The organism is Profundicola chukchiensis, from assembly GCF_029664245.1.
In the GTDB taxonomy this organism is placed as follows: Bacteria; Bacteroidota; Bacteroidia; order Flavobacteriales; family Weeksellaceae; genus Profundicola; species Profundicola chukchiensis.
Window position 1 is genome coordinate 233,877 of sequence record NZ_JANAIE010000003.1, and the last position, 16,371, is coordinate 250,247.

A 16,371-nucleotide genomic window follows, 5' to 3' on the forward strand; every position below is an offset into this window, starting at 1 on the left:
TTAAACTTTTGGGCTTAAATTTATTAGCATCATTAAACCCATTGATAATTAGCAGATTTAAATATTCATTTTAACTTTGTACTCATATGATATTTCTACAGGATCATCAAGCATTTCCACCGGTTGACCAAGCCAATAAAGAAGGTATATTGGCTGTAAGCATGAATTTATCTATTGTGCGCTTACTTGAGGCTTACCACAAGGGGATTTTTCCGTGGTATAACGCAGACGAGCCTGTTCTGTGGTGGACACCCGACCCAAGAATGGTTTTGTTTCCAGAGGAGCTTAAAATTAGCAAGTCTATGCGCAAAGTTTTACGCGATGAAATATTTAAGGTAACCTACAACCAGGATTTTAAAGCTGTCATCGAAAGTTGTAGGGATATTCCACGTGCAGGACAAGACGGAACATGGATTTCAGATGAGATAATAGCTTATTATACGCACCTATTTAATTTAGGATGGGTGCAATCTATAGAAGTATGGAATCAAGAAGATGATTTAGTTGGCGGACTATATGGTGTTTTGGTCGATCGTGTTTTTTGTGGAGAAAGCATGTTTGCTAAAGAAAGTAATGCTTCTAAAGCTGGATTTATATCATTCATTCAAGAATTTAAAAATGAATTGGATTTAATCGACTGTCAAATATATACCAAGCATTTAGCCTCTTTAGGCGCTAGATTAATTCCTAGAAAAGAATACTTAACCTACCTTCCTAAATTTGAGATTTAAGATCCAAAGAACTCTATCATTTTGTCTCGTATTGTAGATTCAGTATACTCTTCATAATTTATATAATATTCTCCCGATGGCTTCATTAAAATAAAGCAACCATAGGGAACATCAACAATAGAAAATATATTTCTTAGGTTACCATCCTTATCTTCTATCCAATGAATTTCTGCGTTTGATGTAGTGATGTTTGGATTAAAATTCGGAGCATTTACACTAAATTGAGAAATGCTTGGTGCTTGTTTAATACTTGAAATAAAAGGTTCGCTTAACAAGCGCCAATCATCGTTTAGAAGGTATATTTTATATCTTTGGCTAGCCTTTTGATTTTTAAATAATGATAAATAGTTTATCACCAAATATTGATCAGAAGACACCATTCTACCTTGCATTTTACTCAAACTAGCATATACAGTTTTTACCTGTTGAGGAGAAATATTTGACTTATAATTTAGTGGTAAGAGTTGCTGAATAGTTCCTGAATCTGTCTTATGTTTATTTACAATAAGTCTTTGGCATGAATTTAATTTTTCCTGAAATGTATTAAAGCTAATTCTCTCTTTGTTCTTACCATATACGTAATAATCCGCTTTATATTTATTGGAGCTGCATCCTAAAATTAAAACAATTGCGAAGGCATAAATAATCTTCATAAAAAGTAAATTTCTTTAAAAATACTAAATAATTAAATTAAAAAAGCGCCTAATTAAAATTTAACTAGACGCTTATATTAATACATGAGGAGTATGTTCTTAAAACTTATACATTAGTTTAACAGCAAAATTTCTAGGATCAATTCTATTGATATACTTGTTTCTATAAGCATTATAACCAATCTCATCGAAGATATTGTTAACTAGAAATTGAATTCCATAATTGTTTTTATAATATGCAATCTGTGCATTTACAGTTGTATAAGCATCATTATCCCATGGTTCTAAATCAGGTGTGATCCCATGGAATGCTGTAAACACATGGTCGTTGTAGGGTCTTGCTCCTAAATAATAAACTCCTGCTCCTAATGATAGCCCATTTAAAGCTCCTTTTTCTATCATATAGTTAGTCCAAAAATTCGCCACATATTCTGGTGTATTGTTAGGCTTACTTCCATCTACAAATCGTGTACTATTATTGTATTCAGCATCTAAGTAAGAAAAACCAGCCATCACTTCCCAATTCTTTTGAATTCTACCTATTGCTTCTACTTCAATCCCTTGACGAACATCGTTTCCGCCTTTAAAATAATATGGCAAGAACTCTAACACCCCATCTTCATTCGTAGTGATATCTTGCATAATCATGTTATTATTCTCCACACGATAGAATGTTGCATTTAAGCGCAAACGACGTTGGAATAATTCAGATTTTACTCCAAGTTCAAATTGATTAGATGTCTCTAAGCCTAATTCATTTCCATTTTTATCAAGTTTATTTGAACTTCTTGGGTTGGAATTCGTTGTGTAGGATGCAAATAATGCAAGTGGTTTAATTGGGTAAATCATTACACCTACTAAAGGATTCCATGTATTTCCGGAATTTTCAGATCTTGTAATATTATATGCTTGCTGGTCGTTGTCCCAAACTGCATTGTCAATTTCTGTATTAAAATTAGAATATCTAATCGCACCAAAGAATCGAACCAAGTCTTTATATTCAACCACATATTGACCTAGCACACCAAATTCATTTGATTTATCATCGTTAAACCCTGTCATAGTAAAATCAACAGGCGAGTTCAACGTATTCGAAATCTCATCAAAAATGTCAATTTGGTCAATACTTACAGATTTAAAATTAGTACCGTGAACTTTACTTTGTCTAATGTCCGTACCAACTTGCACTAAATGGCTAAAATTGCCTGTCTTCAATTCTTTTGCTACCAAGTCAATTTGTAAAACTTGATTATCATCTTCGCGAGTGTTTGATTTAGCAATTCCTCTCTTTAAAATATTAGGTTGCTCAATAACTCCATCGTCATTTTGAATTTGGCTTAAGGAAGTCATTTCAGCATCCGTATCCAATTTTGAAGCATAATACCCAGCACGTAAGTATAATTTGTCACTGAAATCATATTTAGCTGTCAGGGCATAAGACAAGTTTTTAAAATCATTGTAATCAGATTCAAAACCTAAGAATTTATGCTTAGGTAAATCATAGATTTCGTTTTCGGTGTTATCGCGTGAAAAGTTGACAGTTCCCGGATCTGGCGTTCTGCTATCATCTAAGTAATCCATTTCAGCGGTGAATGAAAATTTATCTGAAGGCTGCCATTTTACTGATGGGTTAATATAAGTACGGTTCATTTTATTACCATCGCGCCAACCTTCTCCATATTCATAAGCACCATTAATACGAACAGCAATGGTTTGATTTTTATCCAATACATGATTAATATCTAAGGTTGGACGATATTGGTTCCAGCTGCCTGCTCTAAATGTAGCATGTCCAAAATTCTCGAATTTAGGAGTCTTTGTTACTAGATTTACTACTCCACCCGGAGAGCCTAAGTCATTTCCAAAACCCTGAGTTATGGTAGCTGCACCTTTTAAAACTTGAACAGATTCAACACCCTGCATATCCATTAAAAACCCACTTCCTCTGAAATCAGAATGTACACGAACTCCATTTTTTAAGATAGGAATTCCTCTAAACCCTCTCGACCCCAAACTTTCTCTAGTGTTGCCATAGGTGGCGTAGGTATATAAACCAGGAGCATTTCGAGTAGCGTCCGAAATAGTTAATATCCCTTGTCGCTCAATTACCTTTTCCGATATCGTAGTAATAGTTTGAATATTCTCATTAGGCTTAAGAGGCAGACGTGTAATCTGATCTAATTTTTCTGGCTGCTTATTTACGCTACCAAAAAGCTGAATACTAGATAATTGAACAATATCTTCTAGTAGAAAATCTTGTGTGATTTTTTCATCAGCTCCTACTTGAATATGTGCTGTTTGCAAAATCAATCCATTATTCCCCACAAATAAATCATACTCACCAGGACTTAGTTCTAAACTATACTTCCCATCGGATTCCGTGATTACTGTTTCAGAAATAGGTTCCGTCCAAATATTATATAATTTAGGAGTTTCACTTTCTAAGTTTGCTACTGTTCCTGTAACCGTACCTTCTTGTGCAAAAGAAGGAATTGAGGCTAAAATTAAAATTCCTACTAAAATTATCTGCTTCATTATTTTAATTTATTCTAAATAAAAAGCAAATGTAAGTTTATGAATTAAAATATTAAATAAATTGGGCGGTTTATTTAGAACTTTTCTAATTAAAGAAGTTAAAAAGTTGATTTAGAGAAATTTAAGCGTTTATGATTTTAATCATAAAGCTAAAAACCTTTAATTCAAATATTACTTAATGCTGAACTCAAATCGCCTGTATTATTATGGTAACCAATGCTTAAGATAAATAAAAAGATATGGTAAAGGATGTTAATTGGGCTAATTAATTGATTAAAACTTAAAATGTTTTAAATAAAAAAAGTCCTAAATTTCTTTAGGACTCTAGTTTATAAAGTGATATTATGTTCAGATACTGTTATCAGCCAATTTCTGAATAGCCTTTAATAATAAAGGTTTTTCAACCTCTGATATTTTTTGTTGAAGCCAATCTAAATCTGCTTCTGCAGGAATTTCAAATGATTCTTGTAAGATGATTTCCCCTTCGTCAACTCCACTAGATACATAGTGTACTGTTGCACCAGATTCCTTTTCATTGTTTGCTAGAACAGCTTTATGCACCTTTGCGCCATACATTCCCATTCCGCCGTATTTTGGTAAAAGAGATGGATGTAAATTAATGATTTTCTTGTCCCATTTAGTGCAAAATTCTTCATTTAAAATGGATAAAAAGCCTGCGAGAACGATTAAATCAACCTTTTCATTCTCACATATTTCATCAATTTCAGAAGATAAAGTTTCGCTTCTTTCCACAAACCAAGTTGGCAACTCAGCATCAAGTGCTCTTTCTAATCCGTAACAGTTTCTATCTGCAATGACAGCAACTATTTCCACATGCTTTAAATCCTTAGCAGCAACAGCATCAATGATTGCTTGTAGATTCGATCCAGAACCTGAAATTAATACAGCTATTCTCATATTTTTGAATTGAACCGCAAATTACGAAATCATCCAAAACTTAATCTAGAAGATTTAAATTTTATCTAAAGAATGGATATCTAAGATAGCGCCCCTTATTGGCTTTAAGGCCTGCATAAAAAGCATATATATAATTCAAGCCAACCAATAAAAAGAATAATATAAACCCATAAGTATTGTGTTCTGGATACATATGGTTTATTTTAAAAAACGCTGTCATATACAATATTGAGAAAGCTACTATGGAAATAATTATTTGATTATAAACTAAGTGTTTACCAATTTTATCAGCATCTTTAATATTAGACTTATTCGTCACCAGAAAATTAATGGCACAATAATGTTTCCCAAAGGAAGAGCTAAGCCCGAAATGATAGAGAAATACATCCAGCTCAATATTCTTGTATCCTCTGATTGATTAAACTCCAAAACATCTTCCGCTTGAACGCCTAAAGCCTCACAAATAAGTTGTAACGTTTTACCATGTGGTGTGTTTTCGTGTTTCTCTATCCGTTGAATCGTACGAACACTTACATTAGATTTTGTTGCCAATTCATCTTGAGAAAAACCTTTTGAAATTCTAATTTCTTTAATGCGATTACCTACTTGTTCCATATTGATTGATTTTTCTCAAATCTAAAATAAGCACCTATTTTTAAAGAATTTATCAGCTGACAGCTTTACGACACTTCTACGACAAGTTTGTTAAGATGCTTATTTACAGCATCTTCAGTTTAGTTCACAAAATAGCATAAATGAAAAACGATAACACCTCTATTCCATCCCTTTCCATGACAGTTTACAAAATCATATGAAATTGATTCCAAAATGTCTATAATATCAACAGTAATCTGCACCTTAAAATCAAAAGTGCAGACCACCTTGGAGACCTATTTTCTATTTATATCTAAATATTAGCCTACCAAATTCACAATTTTCCCAGGAACTACAATCACCTTTTTAGGCGTTCTTCCATCTAATTGTTTAATGGTACGCTCATCGGCCATAACAGCTTTCTCGATTTCTTCCTTACTCATATCTAATGGCAATTCCATCGTAAAACGCATTTTACCATTAAATGAAATAGGATATGCTTTGCTATCTTCTACTAAATATTTCTCTTCAAACTTAGGGAATTCAGCAAAAGAAATGCTTTCAGTATGTCCTAATCTAGACCATAATTCCTCTGCAATATGTGGCGCGAATGGCGATACCAAAATAGCCAATGGCTCTAAGATTGCCTTTTTATTTGATTTTAATTTTTGAAGATCGTTTACCGCAATCATAAAGGCAGAAATACTCGTATTAAACGAGAATCCTTCGATATCATCCGTAACTTTCTTAATCAAGGTGTGTAATACTTTGTATTCCTCTTTGGTTGCCTCTTCTTCAGAAACAGCAAAACCATCATTATCAAAGTATAATTTCCAAAGTTTTTTCAAGAAACCAAACACACCACTTAATCCATTAGTATTCCAAGGTTTATATTGTTCAATAGGACCTAAGAACATTTCATACATGCGTAATGTATCCGCTCCGTATTCCTCGCAAATATCATCTGGGTTTACAACATTGAATTTAGATTTAGACATTTTTTCTACTTCACGAGAAACATAAAATTCCCCATTAGCTTCTGTCTTAAATTCAGCATTTTTATACTCTGGTCTCCAATTTTTAAAGTTTTCTATATCCAGCGTATTTTTAGACTCATCTATAAAAGCAATATCTGCATGTAGCGCTTGGTAATTATCTACCTCAGCTTTATCTACTAAATTGTGAGAAACAAATTCGTTGGTTTCTTTATTTCTATAAACGAAGGCTGATTCTCCCAAAATCATCCCTTGGTTAATCAGCTTTTTGAATGGTTCGTCTACTTGAATTAAACCTACATCCTTCAAGAATTTAGTCCAGAAACGAGAATATAATAAGTGACCTGTCGCATGTTCACTTCCACCGATGTATAAATCTACATTTTCCCAATAATCTAAGGCTTCTTTCGATGCAAATTCACTCTCATTATTCGCATCCATGTAACGGAATAAATACCATGAACTACCTGCCCAACCTGGCATGGTGTTTAACTCTAATGGGAAAACGGTTTTATGATCTATAAACTCATTTTTAACCACTTCTTGCTTAAACTCACTCCAAGCCCAATCTGTTGCTCTACCTAGTGGCGGCTCACCCGTTTCAGTTGGTAAATACTCATCTACTTCTGGTAATTGAATAGGTAAACATTCTGTAGGAATTGGCGTAGGAATTCCATTTTTAAAATACATAGGAACTGGCTCACCCCAATAACGTTGACGACTAAAAACGGCATCGCGTAGGCGATAATTAACCTGACCTAATCCTAATTTTTTCTCTTCTAAAGCTTCAATGGATTTAGCTAAAGCTTCTTTTACCGTTAATCCATCTAAAAAATCAGAGTTCTGAAGAACTACATCGCCTTCTTTGTCGGTATAAGCGTTTTCAAAAACATCTGTATCCTTAAAAATATCTATAATTTCCAATCCAAAATGCGAAGCAAAAGCATGATCTCGTTCGTCACCTGCTGGAACGGCCATTACAGCACCGGTCCCGTAACTTGCTAAAACATAATCACCAATCCAAATCGGGATTTGCTTTCCTGTAAACGGATGAAGCGCATAAGCTCCGGTAAACTCTCCCGAAATACTCTTAACGTCAGCCATTCTTTCTCGCTCACTACGCTTAGCTGTTTTTTGGATATAAGCATCAACTGCATCTTTTTTATCAGCTGTAGTAATTTCCTGAACTAATGGATGCTCTGGAGCCAAAGTCATATAAGAAACTCCAAAAATCGTATCAGGACGCGTAGTAAATACTTTAATCGTATCTTCTGAATTAGCAACTTTAAACTCAACTAAAGCTCCTTTACTTTTTCCAATCCAGTTTTTCTGACTTTCTTTTAATGCGTCAGCCCAATCCAATGCTTTTTCATTGTAGGTGATTCCATTTAATAAACGCTCGGCATAAGCCGTAATACGCATCATCCATTGCGTCATTTTTTTGCGTTCAACAGGATGTCCACCTCTTTCAGAAACACCATTAACTACCTCATCATTCGCCAAAACAGTTCCTAATGCAGGACACCAATTCACTTCAGCTTCAGCTAAATAAGTCAATCGGTAATTTAATAAAATATCTGATTTTTCTTTTTCTGTAAAATTATTCCACTCATCGAACCCAAAAGTTGTTTCTTGAGAAGTTTCGGCTTCAATATTAACGTTTCCTTCCATTTCAAAAACCTCAACCAACTCGTCGATTGGACGCGCTTGATTAGATTTTTTGCAATAGTATGAGTTAAATAATTGAATAAAAATCCATTGAGTCCATTTGTAGTAATCTGGATTAGAAGTCCTTACTTCTCTACTCCAATCAAATGAAAACCCAATTTTATCTAACTGTTCGCGGTAACGTTCAATGTTTTCTTGGGTAGTAAGCGCAGGATGTTGTCCTGTTTGAATGGCATATTGTTCAGCTGGCAAACCAAATGAATCATACCCCATTGGGTGCAATACGTTAAATCCTTGATGTCTTTTGTAACGCGCATAAATATCAGACGCAATATAGCCTAATGGATGTCCAACATGCAATCCCGCTCCAGATGGATAAGGGAACATGTCTAAAACATAATATTTAGGTTTGTCTGATTTGTTTTCGGCTTTGAAAGTTTGATTTTCAGCCCAAAACTTTTGCCATTTTGACTCTATTTCGGATGGATGATATTGCATTGCTTAATTTTAAAGAATTGCAAATTTAAGCAATTATATGGCGCTGTGAAAACGATAATTTTTCACAATTAAGCTTCAATTGAAATTAAAGTTTTAATATTATAAAGCCACTATGCTTTTAATGTGAATCCCAACAAAACAATCATCTGCACAGCCATTTCTAACATAACCGCAAGTTGAAAGTAAACCGCGATAATCTACCTGGAAATAAGTTGTGACATTACTGGATTCCACGAGCCACTCGTTTTCTGCTTTATGATAAACCTCATCCATAGTAATCGCTGGCGCAGCTACATAAGACTCATGTGTATTAATTTCTCCTTCGTTTTCAGTCCACTCTAATTCATCTTCTGGTAGACCTTCTATGTCGCCTTCATAAATAAAATGTCTTTGCACGATTTCGCCCTCTTGTACGGTAATCGTAGTTTCCCAAGAAAGATTAGACATCCCTGTTCCACCACTTACAACATATTTATACGAATTATTAGAATTGGCTTTAAAGCTTAACCAAGCCTCTTTACTATTTTGAAAATCATTTTGATAGCTAAAGACATCATCTGACATGCAAGAAAAGTTAATTCCTAAAATTAGAATTAGCAAAACTGAATAAAGTTTCATTTTATATTATTTAAGATTTATATAATGGACGCAGTCTTATATCTTGGGTTGCGCCTAAGCGAGTTGAAAAATTACATTTTCTCTTTAATCCAAGCTAAAATATCGTAGAAGTTTTGAGGAACAACACCGTGTCCGCTTCTATATTCTTTGTAAACGTGTGGAATATTAAGATGTTTTAATAACTTCTCACCGTTTCTAGCCCAATCTACCGGAATCACTCCATCCTCAGTTCCGTGAGAAACAAAAAACTCTAAGTCATTAAAATTACTTTGCACTTTATCACCCATAATATCTGGCGCTGGATAACCACTCATACAAATTACACGATGGATATTTTGCTGATCATGAAGCGTTAAAGCATAGCTTAAAATTGAACCTTGACTAAATCCACACAACCAAACCTCATCAGCATTCAAATCATGTTTTTCAATAACTTCTTGAATAAAAGTTCTAATGGTTTTCATAGATTCATTTGCTTGATCTACATTATTGAACTTTTGCGCATCCATAAAGTTGATATCATACCAACCATATCCACCATACTGAATTTGACGTGGTGCACGAACCGACGCAATAAAGAATTCTTCTGGTAACTCTGGAGCAAAAGAAAATAAATCCGCCTCATTACTTCCGTAACCATGTAGCAAAAGCAAAAGTGTTGGTTTTTCGCCTTCTTGTTGTTTTGCGAGTCTATATAAGTAGCTTAAAGATAAATCTGTTTGTAACATAAGTTGGTAAATTTAATTGAAAAAATACAGAGTGTCGATAGGCTCAACACTCTGTAATTAAAGTTTAAATAAAAGTGATTTTTATTTTAAGTCTCTAATGCCCATTTCATAAAGAGCAAAAGCTAACTTATCTGTGTTTTCCTCGATAATAAGCTCAGTTGGCTTACCTGCTCCGTGTCCTGCTTTAGTTTCAATTCTGATTAAGGTAGGATTAGAACAAGCTTGTTTATCTTGTAATTCAGCAGCAAATTTATAACTGTGCGCTGGAACAACTCTATCATCGTGGTCACCTGTCGTCACCATAGTCGATGGATAACAAGTTCCTGCTTTAACATTATGTACTGGAGAATAAGATTTAATGTATTCGAACATTTCTTTGCTATCCTCTGCAGTTCCATAGTCATAAGCCCAACCTGCACCAGCTGTAAATGTGTGATATCTCAACATATCTAAAACTCCTACAGCTGGCAATGCAACTTTGAATAAGTCTGGTCTCATAGTTTGAACCGCTCCTACTAATAAACCACCGTTAGATCCACCCGAGATAGCAGTATACTGAGGAGAAGTATATCCTTTTGACTGTAAATATTCAGCAGCTGCGATAAAGTCATTGAATACATTTTTCTTGTTCAATTGTCTTCCGCCATCATGCCATTTCTTACCATATTCACCACCACCGCGTAAGTTAGCTACAGCATAAACTCCACCGTTTTCAATCCAAGTTGCTGTAACAACACTGAATCCTGGTGTTAAACTGATATTAAACCCACCATAAGCATATAAAATCGTAGGATTCTTACCATTTAACTCAAGTCCTTTTTTATAAACAATCGTCATTGGAACTTTAGTTCCGTCTTTAGAAGTATAGAAAACTTGTTTGCTTTCGTAGTTTTCTGGAGTAAAATTGATTTGTGGCTTTTGATAAAGCTTAGAATCTCCTGAAATAACATCATATTTAAAAATAGTTGAAGGATAAATGTAGTTTGAGAAACTATAGTATAATTCCTTCTCTTCCTTTTTACCACCAAATCCACCTACTGAACCTAAACCTGGTAATGAAATCTCACGAACTAAAGATCCATCATATTCATATTGTAAAACTTGATCGTTTACGTCTTTCATGTATTTAGCGAACAAGAATCCACCTGCAGTTCCTACTGATAAAACTTTATCTGTCTCAGGAATTACATCAACCCAATTTTCTGGTGTTGGATTTTGAATTGTAGTTCTAACTAAACGATTATTTGGCGCGTTCAAGTTGGTTAATAGATAAATATTATCACCATCTGTGTCAACTACGTTAGTCGTAGTATCGAAATTATCTAAGATTACAGTGAAATCTTTTTGATTGTTCTTAAGATCTCTAATGTATAACTCACTTCCGGTTGTAGATTCAGCAGCCGAAACAATTAAATATCTTCCATCCTCAGAAACTCCTCCACCAACATATCTTCTTGGAGTTTTTTCACCTCCAAAAATTAATTGATCTGAAGATTGTGGCGTACCAAGTTTGTGATAATATAATTTATGTTGTGAAGTTTTAGCTGAAAGTTCACTAGCTCCTTTTGGTTTGTCATAAGAAGAATAGAAAAACCCTTCATTTCCTTTCCAAGAAATTCCGCTGAATTTAACATCTACCAAAGTATCTTCTACTTGTCTTTTGGTTTTAGTATCGATAATTATGATTTTTCTCCAGTCGGAACCACCTTCTGAGATAGAATAACCCGCTAGACTTCCGTCTTTTGTGAAACTTAAACCTGCTAAAGAAGTTGTTCCGTCTTTAGAGAATTTATTAGGATCTAAGAAAACCTCTGGCTCTCCGTTTTCCTTTTTTCTATACAAAACAGAATGCTGCTGTAGACCGTCGTTTTTATAAAAATAAGTCCAATCTCCTTCTTTAAAAGGTGAACCTATTTTCTCATAATTCCATAAGTCGGTCATTTCTTTCTTAATCTTATCTCTAAATGGAATTTGTGCTAAATAAGCATTGGTAACTTCATTTTGAGATTTAACCCAAGCTTTGGTATCTTCAGCTAAATCGTCTTCTAACCAACGATAAGGATCTTGTACTGTTGTTCCAAAGTGAGTATAGGCTACGTTTCCTTTTTTAGTTTCTGGATATTTCAAACTCGTGTCTTTTTGAGTAGTTTGTTGGGTAGAGCATGCCATAAATGTGAATGCTAAACCAGCAATTACTGTTTTTTTCATGTATTAAAAATTAGAAATGTGAAGATACAAAATACTTGTTGTATTTAGCTTTAGAAGCCTCTACAAGCATCTTATAATTTTGTTAAAGGGTATTTTATCTTAAGTAAAAAGATTTAACCCCATTCAACTTAACAAAAAAACCTGATAGTGAATTTCTCCACTATCAGGTCTTAAAATTTAGAAACTAAATTCTAATTATTTTTTATTGTCTGCAAAGTTTTTAGCTACTTGCTCCCAATTAACTACGTTCCAGAATGCCTCAACATAGTCAGGTCTTCTGTTTTGGTAGTTTAAGTAGTAAGCGTGCTCCCAAACGTCTAATCCTAAGATTGGAGTTCCTCCGCAACCTACACCTGGCATAAGAGAGTTATCTTGGTTTGGAGTTCCACAAACCTCTAAAGATCCGTCTTCTTTAACGCATAACCAAGCCCATCCTGAACCGAATTGAGTCTTAGCTGCAGCTGAAAACTTCTCTTTGAATGCGTCAAAAGAACCGAAAGCTTTATCAATTGCTTCTGCTAATTCACCTGAAGGTTTTCCTCCACCATTTGGACTTAAAATTTTCCAAAATAATGAGTGATTGTAGAATCCTCCACCGTTGTTACGTACTGCTTTGTTATCAAAACCCTTAACTAAGATTTCTTCGATAGAAAGACCTTCTAAGTCAGTTCCTTCGATAGCAGCGTTTAAGTTGTTCGTGTAACCTGCGTGGTGCTTGCTATGGTGAATTTCCATAGTTTTAGCGTCAATATGTGGTTCTAATGCATCGTATGCATAAGGTAATTCTGGTAATGTAAATGCCATAATAATTTTGTTTTAAATTGTTAATCGTAAATATAAGTCATAAATCAACATCAGTCAATTATTTGAAATTAATAAAAACAATGCCTTTATAACTTATGTATATAGCTGCAAAATTTCTGCCAAGAAAGCCGTTCTGAGCGATTTAGCAATACTTTAACCCTATGCGCACATTGGCATTATCAATAGCCTGTTTTCAAAAATTTCTTATCTTTAATTTAATTAATATCAAAGCTCAATTCCTATGCTACATTCCGTAAATCCATACAAGGTTTTATTCTTAGATATTGAAACCGTTCCAGCGGCCGAGAAATGGGAAGATATTTCGCCTGAATTACAAGATTTATGGTCGCATAAAACAGAATACAGACGAGATAAGGATCAAATTAGTGCAAGTGAGTTTTATGAAACCAATGCTGGAATTTGGGCTGAGTTTGGAAAAGTAGTTTGTATTTCTGTGGGTTATATCACAAAGCATGATAAAATTAGAATTAAATCTTTTTATGGCCACAACGAAAGAAAAATTTTAGAAGACTTTGTGGCTTTATTAAACAATCATTTCTACTCGTCGCAATCTTTATTATGTGCACACAATGGAAAAGAATTTGATTTTCCATTTTTAGCCAGAAGAATGTTAGTTTTACAAATTGAATTACCTAATCTGCTAAATTTATTTGGTAAGAAACCATGGGAAGTTCCTCATTTGGACACCATGGAATTATGGAAGTTTGGAGATTATAAACATTTTACTTCTTTGGCTTTGCTCGCGAACATTCTAGGAATTGAAACGCCAAAAGATGATATCGACGGCAGCAAGGTGGCAGAAGTATATTACAAGGAAAGAAATTTAGAGCGAATTAAAGATTATTGTGAGAAAGATGTCCTCACTGTAGCACAGATTTTTAGAAAAATGCGTTACGAATCTTTATTACAACAAGATACATACACGGATGAATATTGAAAAACATCACGAACTAGCACAAGCTAAACAATCACAACACAGACAATTTTTGGCGTGGTTGAAAAAGAAAAAACCAAAAGACTTAGATGTTGTGGCTAGAGATACGCACGATGAGGTTTTTGAAGAGATCGATTGTTTGACTTGCGCTAACTGCTGTAAAACTACTGGTCCTTTATTTACAGAAAGAGATATTGAACGTATTGCCTCTCATTTAAAATTATCTCCAGGGAAATTTATTGAACAATATTTACACAGAGACGAAGATGGGGACTGGGTTTTGCAATCTGTGCCTTGCACATTTTTAGGACACGATAATTATTGTATGATTTATGATGTACGACCTAAAGCGTGTGCTGAGTTTCCACATACCGACAGACGAAAACTTTATCAAATAAATAATCTTACGATCAAAAATACATTGATTTGCCCTGCTGCTTATGAAGTCGTAGAAAGGATGAAAGAATTGTATAATAAATAGTTAAACAACATTTCTTTCTAAAATCCTTTCATAATTATAGTTTATTTTCCATCAAAAATGCTTGGAAATTATAGTAGCAAATTTGGCTGGGGCGCTGGTCTCGACATTAGATTCTAATCCAATAATCAAGTTCAATATTTTAAAGCCGCTTATAAGAATATATGCGGCTTTAATAATTTGTTAAATTATTGATTATTAACATATAAATAACTAAATTCGTTAATAAACCAAAATCTATGAAAAATTTTATTATTGCACTGACATTGGTGTTTGTGGCTTGCGGAACTCCTCCTAAGGATACCAAGCTTAAAAACGTATCTGACTTTATTGTGGTTCATACGCCACAACCTTTTGAAAAGGTTACCGGCACAATTGTTATTAAGGGAGAAGCTAGAGGAAACTATTTCTTTGAAGCAGATTTTCCTGTTGAAGTTGTTTTAGAGAATGGAGAGGTAATCAATCATTACGCCATGGCTGATGATGAGTGGATGACAGAGGAATTTGTGCCTTTTACATCAACGATTGATATTTCTGGCTTGGAGCCACAGGATGTTATTATAAAACTACACCGTAACAATCCATCTGACAATAGAGAAAATGATATGGTGATGGAGTTACCTGTTACAATAGATTAATGATTATAAAACATCTCACTTTACACGCTCAAAACTTAGCACAGCAAAAGAACTTCTTTGTAGATGTGTTGGGTTTTGAGCTTATTCATGAGAGTGAAAAAAGTTTTGAAATTCGAGCGGGTTTAAGCATTCTTAAATTTGAATATCATCCTGGATACAAAGCTTACCATTTTGCTTTCGGTATCCCCTTTTCAATGTACAAGGCTGCATTTTCTTGGCTTAACGAACGTGTTGAAATCATAAAAGATGGAGAAAACGAAATCGTTGACTTTCCTGCTTGGGATGCTAAAGCGATTTATTTCTATGATCAAGATCAAAATATTTGTGAGTTTATCGCGCGAAAAAGCATTCCTGAAAACATAGATGAGAGTTTTAGTTTAAATCACATTTTCAATGTGGCAGAAATTGGACTTGTAACTTCTAACATCAAAAACACTTTTGATAAGATTCACCAGAAAACAAGTGTAAAAATGTATGATGGCAGTTTAGATAGGTTTCTCGCCGTTGGTGATAACGACGGTTTATTTATATGTATAGACCCAAACAAAAAAGATTGGTTTCCAACCAATGACAAAGCAGAAATTGCTGACTTCGTAGCTGAAGTGGAGATTTTAGATAAAAATTATTCCATTCAATATCTAAATGGGGAATTAGAAATCTCAAGCTTAAACTAAACAGTTTTCCCCTCCACAACAAGTACCATTTCGCCTTTTAGATTTCTTTCTTTTGTAATCTCCAAAAGTTCAGAAAGACTATAGCGTAAAGTTTCTTCAAATTTCTTGGTTAATTCCCTAGACAAAGAAGCCTTCCTATCGCCTCCAAAATACTCAACTAAATCCTTAAGTGTTTTTCCAATTTTATGTGGAGATTCATAGAAAACCATAGTTCTATCTTCCTCTGCCAACTTTTTTAGTTGTGTTTGCCTACCTTTTTTAACCGGCAAGAAGCCAACAAAAAGAAACTCATGATTTGGTAAGGCTGATAAAATTAAAGCAGGTACAAAAGCCGTAGCTCCCGGCAAGACTTCTACATCTAATTTATTCTCAACACACGCACGAAGCAGTAAAAATCCTGGATCTGAAATTCCAGGTGTTCCAGCATCTGTAATCAAACCAAAGGTTTTTCCTTGTGCTATTTCATTTACAATCTTATCCGTGGTTGTATGTTCGTTGTGTGCATGATGCGCATGCATAGGAGTCGTAATGTCATAGTGCTGAAGTAATTTAGCACTATTTCTAGTATCCTCTGCTAAAATTACATCCACATTCTTCAAAACCTCAACAGAGCGATAAGTTATATCACCAAGATTTCCTATGGGCGTTGGAATTAAATAAAGTCTTCCTGCCATAG

Annotated in this window: 16 protein-coding genes; 5 read left to right on the forward strand and 11 right to left on the reverse strand. The window is 34.2% G+C overall.

Annotated elements, in window-relative coordinates; genetic code table 11:
• Window positions 1-86 precede the first annotated feature (86 nt).
• Complete coding sequence (gene aat / locus NLM59_RS05435; RefSeq protein ID WP_304416736.1) at window positions 87-731, forward strand: leucyl/phenylalanyl-tRNA--protein transferase; 645 nt, start codon at window positions 87-89, stop codon at window positions 729-731.
• On the opposite strand, the gene NLM59_RS05440 is transcribed toward aat, so the two are convergent.
• The 10 genes from NLM59_RS05440 to NLM59_RS05480 all read right to left on the reverse strand — a co-directional run bounded on the left by NLM59_RS05440 (window position 728) and on the right by NLM59_RS05480 (window position 12,950).
• Window positions 728-1,384 carry a hypothetical protein gene (locus NLM59_RS05440; RefSeq protein ID WP_304416737.1) on the reverse strand — a complete coding sequence of 219 codons (657 nt, stop codon included), beginning with the start codon at window positions 1,382-1,384 and terminating at the stop codon, window positions 728-730. The genes aat and NLM59_RS05440 overlap by 4 nt on opposite strands.
• Window positions 1,385-1,483: 99 nt before the next feature.
• Window positions 1,484-3,919 (reverse strand): TonB-dependent siderophore receptor, encoded by a 2,436-nt coding sequence (locus NLM59_RS05445; protein ID WP_304416738.1) that lies wholly within the window; start codon window positions 3,917-3,919, stop codon window positions 1,484-1,486.
• Between the two features lie 348 nt (window positions 3,920-4,267).
• Complete coding sequence (gene purN, locus NLM59_RS05450) at window positions 4,268-4,837, reverse strand: phosphoribosylglycinamide formyltransferase (protein ID WP_304416739.1); 570 nt, start codon at window positions 4,835-4,837, stop codon at window positions 4,268-4,270.
• A 61-nt stretch (window positions 4,838-4,898) separates the two neighbouring features.
• Window positions 4,899-5,156, reverse strand: a complete 258-nt coding sequence (locus NLM59_RS11865; RefSeq protein WP_369426771.1) for a DUF4870 domain-containing protein — start codon at window positions 5,154-5,156, stop codon at window positions 4,899-4,901.
• Window positions 5,153-5,452, reverse strand: coding sequence for a helix-turn-helix domain-containing protein (locus tag NLM59_RS05455; RefSeq protein ID WP_304416740.1), 300 nt, complete (start codon window positions 5,450-5,452; stop codon window positions 5,153-5,155). Before NLM59_RS05455 ends, NLM59_RS11865 begins: the two co-directional genes overlap by 4 nt.
• A 299-nt stretch (window positions 5,453-5,751) precedes the next feature.
• Window positions 5,752-8,592: a leucine--tRNA ligase gene (gene leuS / locus NLM59_RS05460; protein WP_304416741.1), complete on the reverse strand. Its 2,841-nt coding sequence runs from the start codon at window positions 8,590-8,592 to the stop codon at window positions 5,752-5,754.
• A gap of 99 nt (window positions 8,593-8,691) precedes the next feature.
• Window positions 8,692-9,156 carry a hypothetical protein gene (locus NLM59_RS05465; RefSeq protein WP_304416742.1) on the reverse strand — a complete coding sequence of 155 codons (465 nt, stop codon included), beginning with the start codon at window positions 9,154-9,156 and terminating at the stop codon, window positions 8,692-8,694.
• A 125-nt stretch (window positions 9,157-9,281) separates the two neighbouring features.
• Window positions 9,282-9,938, reverse strand: coding sequence for an alpha/beta hydrolase (locus NLM59_RS05470; protein WP_304416743.1), 657 nt, complete (start codon window positions 9,936-9,938; stop codon window positions 9,282-9,284).
• 81 nt (window positions 9,939-10,019) lie between these two features.
• The gene (locus NLM59_RS05475; RefSeq protein WP_304416744.1) at window positions 10,020-12,146 is read right to left on the reverse strand and encodes a prolyl oligopeptidase family serine peptidase; all 2,127 of its coding nucleotides are present in this window, start codon (window positions 12,144-12,146) and stop codon (window positions 10,020-10,022) included.
• Window positions 12,147-12,341: 195 nt separating this feature from the next.
• The gene (locus NLM59_RS05480) at window positions 12,342-12,950 is read right to left on the reverse strand and encodes a superoxide dismutase (RefSeq protein ID WP_304416745.1); all 609 of its coding nucleotides are present in this window, start codon (window positions 12,948-12,950) and stop codon (window positions 12,342-12,344) included.
• Between the two features lie 241 nt (window positions 12,951-13,191).
• Here NLM59_RS05480 and NLM59_RS05485 point away from each other — a divergent pair, with 241 nt between their 5' ends.
• From NLM59_RS05485 to NLM59_RS05500, 4 genes are all read left to right on the forward strand, one after another.
• Window positions 13,192-13,908 carry a 3'-5' exonuclease gene (locus NLM59_RS05485; RefSeq protein ID WP_304416746.1) on the forward strand — a complete coding sequence of 239 codons (717 nt, stop codon included), beginning with the start codon at window positions 13,192-13,194 and terminating at the stop codon, window positions 13,906-13,908.
• Window positions 13,898-14,386, forward strand: a complete 489-nt coding sequence (locus NLM59_RS05490) for a YkgJ family cysteine cluster protein (protein WP_304416747.1) — start codon at window positions 13,898-13,900, stop codon at window positions 14,384-14,386. Before NLM59_RS05485 ends, NLM59_RS05490 begins: the two co-directional genes overlap by 11 nt.
• Before the next feature lie 236 nt (window positions 14,387-14,622).
• Entirely contained in the window at window positions 14,623-15,021 is a 399-nt protein-coding gene (locus NLM59_RS05495; RefSeq protein ID WP_304416748.1) for a Gmad2 immunoglobulin-like domain-containing protein, read from the forward strand.
• Window positions 15,021-15,695 (forward strand): VOC family protein, encoded by a 675-nt coding sequence (locus tag NLM59_RS05500; RefSeq protein ID WP_304416749.1) that lies wholly within the window; start codon window positions 15,021-15,023, stop codon window positions 15,693-15,695. Before NLM59_RS05495 ends, NLM59_RS05500 begins: the two co-directional genes overlap by 1 nt.
• Here the strand turns inward: NLM59_RS05500 and rsmI are convergent.
• A complete protein-coding gene (gene rsmI / locus NLM59_RS05505) occupies window positions 15,692-16,369 on the reverse strand; it encodes a 16S rRNA (cytidine(1402)-2'-O)-methyltransferase (protein WP_304416750.1) in 678 nt (225 codons plus the stop codon). The two genes, NLM59_RS05500 and rsmI, sit on opposite strands and share 4 nt — an antisense overlap.
• Window positions 16,370-16,371: the final 2 nt, after the last annotated feature.

Coding starts and splice junctions, on each gene's coding strand:
- purN (WP_304416739.1), bottom strand. CDS start 4,837: ATGAGAATAGCTGTATTAATTTCAGGTTCTGGATCGAATCTACAAGCA.
- rsmI (WP_304416750.1), bottom strand. CDS start 16,369: ATGGCAGGAAGACTTTATTTAATTCCAACGCCCATAGGAAATCTTGGT.
- NLM59_RS05485 (WP_304416746.1), top strand. CDS start 13,192: ATGCTACATTCCGTAAATCCATACAAGGTTTTATTCTTAGATATTGAA.
- NLM59_RS05465 (WP_304416742.1), bottom strand. CDS start 9,156: ATGTCAGATGATGTCTTTAGCTATCAAAATGATTTTCAAAATAGTAAA.
- NLM59_RS05490 (WP_304416747.1), top strand. CDS start 13,898: ATGAATATTGAAAAACATCACGAACTAGCACAAGCTAAACAATCACAA.
- aat (WP_304416736.1), top strand. CDS start 87: ATGATATTTCTACAGGATCATCAAGCATTTCCACCGGTTGACCAAGCC.
- NLM59_RS05500 (WP_304416749.1), top strand. CDS start 15,021: ATGATTATAAAACATCTCACTTTACACGCTCAAAACTTAGCACAGCAA.
- NLM59_RS05455 (WP_304416740.1), bottom strand. CDS start 5,452: ATGGAACAAGTAGGTAATCGCATTAAAGAAATTAGAATTTCAAAAGGT.
- NLM59_RS05445 (WP_304416738.1), bottom strand. CDS start 3,919: ATGAAGCAGATAATTTTAGTAGGAATTTTAATTTTAGCCTCAATTCCT.
- NLM59_RS05470 (WP_304416743.1), bottom strand. CDS start 9,938: ATGTTACAAACAGATTTATCTTTAAGCTACTTATATAGACTCGCAAAA.
- NLM59_RS05480 (WP_304416745.1), bottom strand. CDS start 12,950: ATGGCATTTACATTACCAGAATTACCTTATGCATACGATGCATTAGAA.
- leuS (WP_304416741.1), bottom strand. CDS start 8,592: ATGCAATATCATCCATCCGAAATAGAGTCAAAATGGCAAAAGTTTTGG.
- NLM59_RS05475 (WP_304416744.1), bottom strand. CDS start 12,146: ATGAAAAAAACAGTAATTGCTGGTTTAGCATTCACATTTATGGCATGC.
- NLM59_RS05440 (WP_304416737.1), bottom strand. CDS start 1,384: ATGAAGATTATTTATGCCTTCGCAATTGTTTTAATTTTAGGATGCAGC.
- NLM59_RS05495 (WP_304416748.1), top strand. CDS start 14,623: ATGAAAAATTTTATTATTGCACTGACATTGGTGTTTGTGGCTTGCGGA.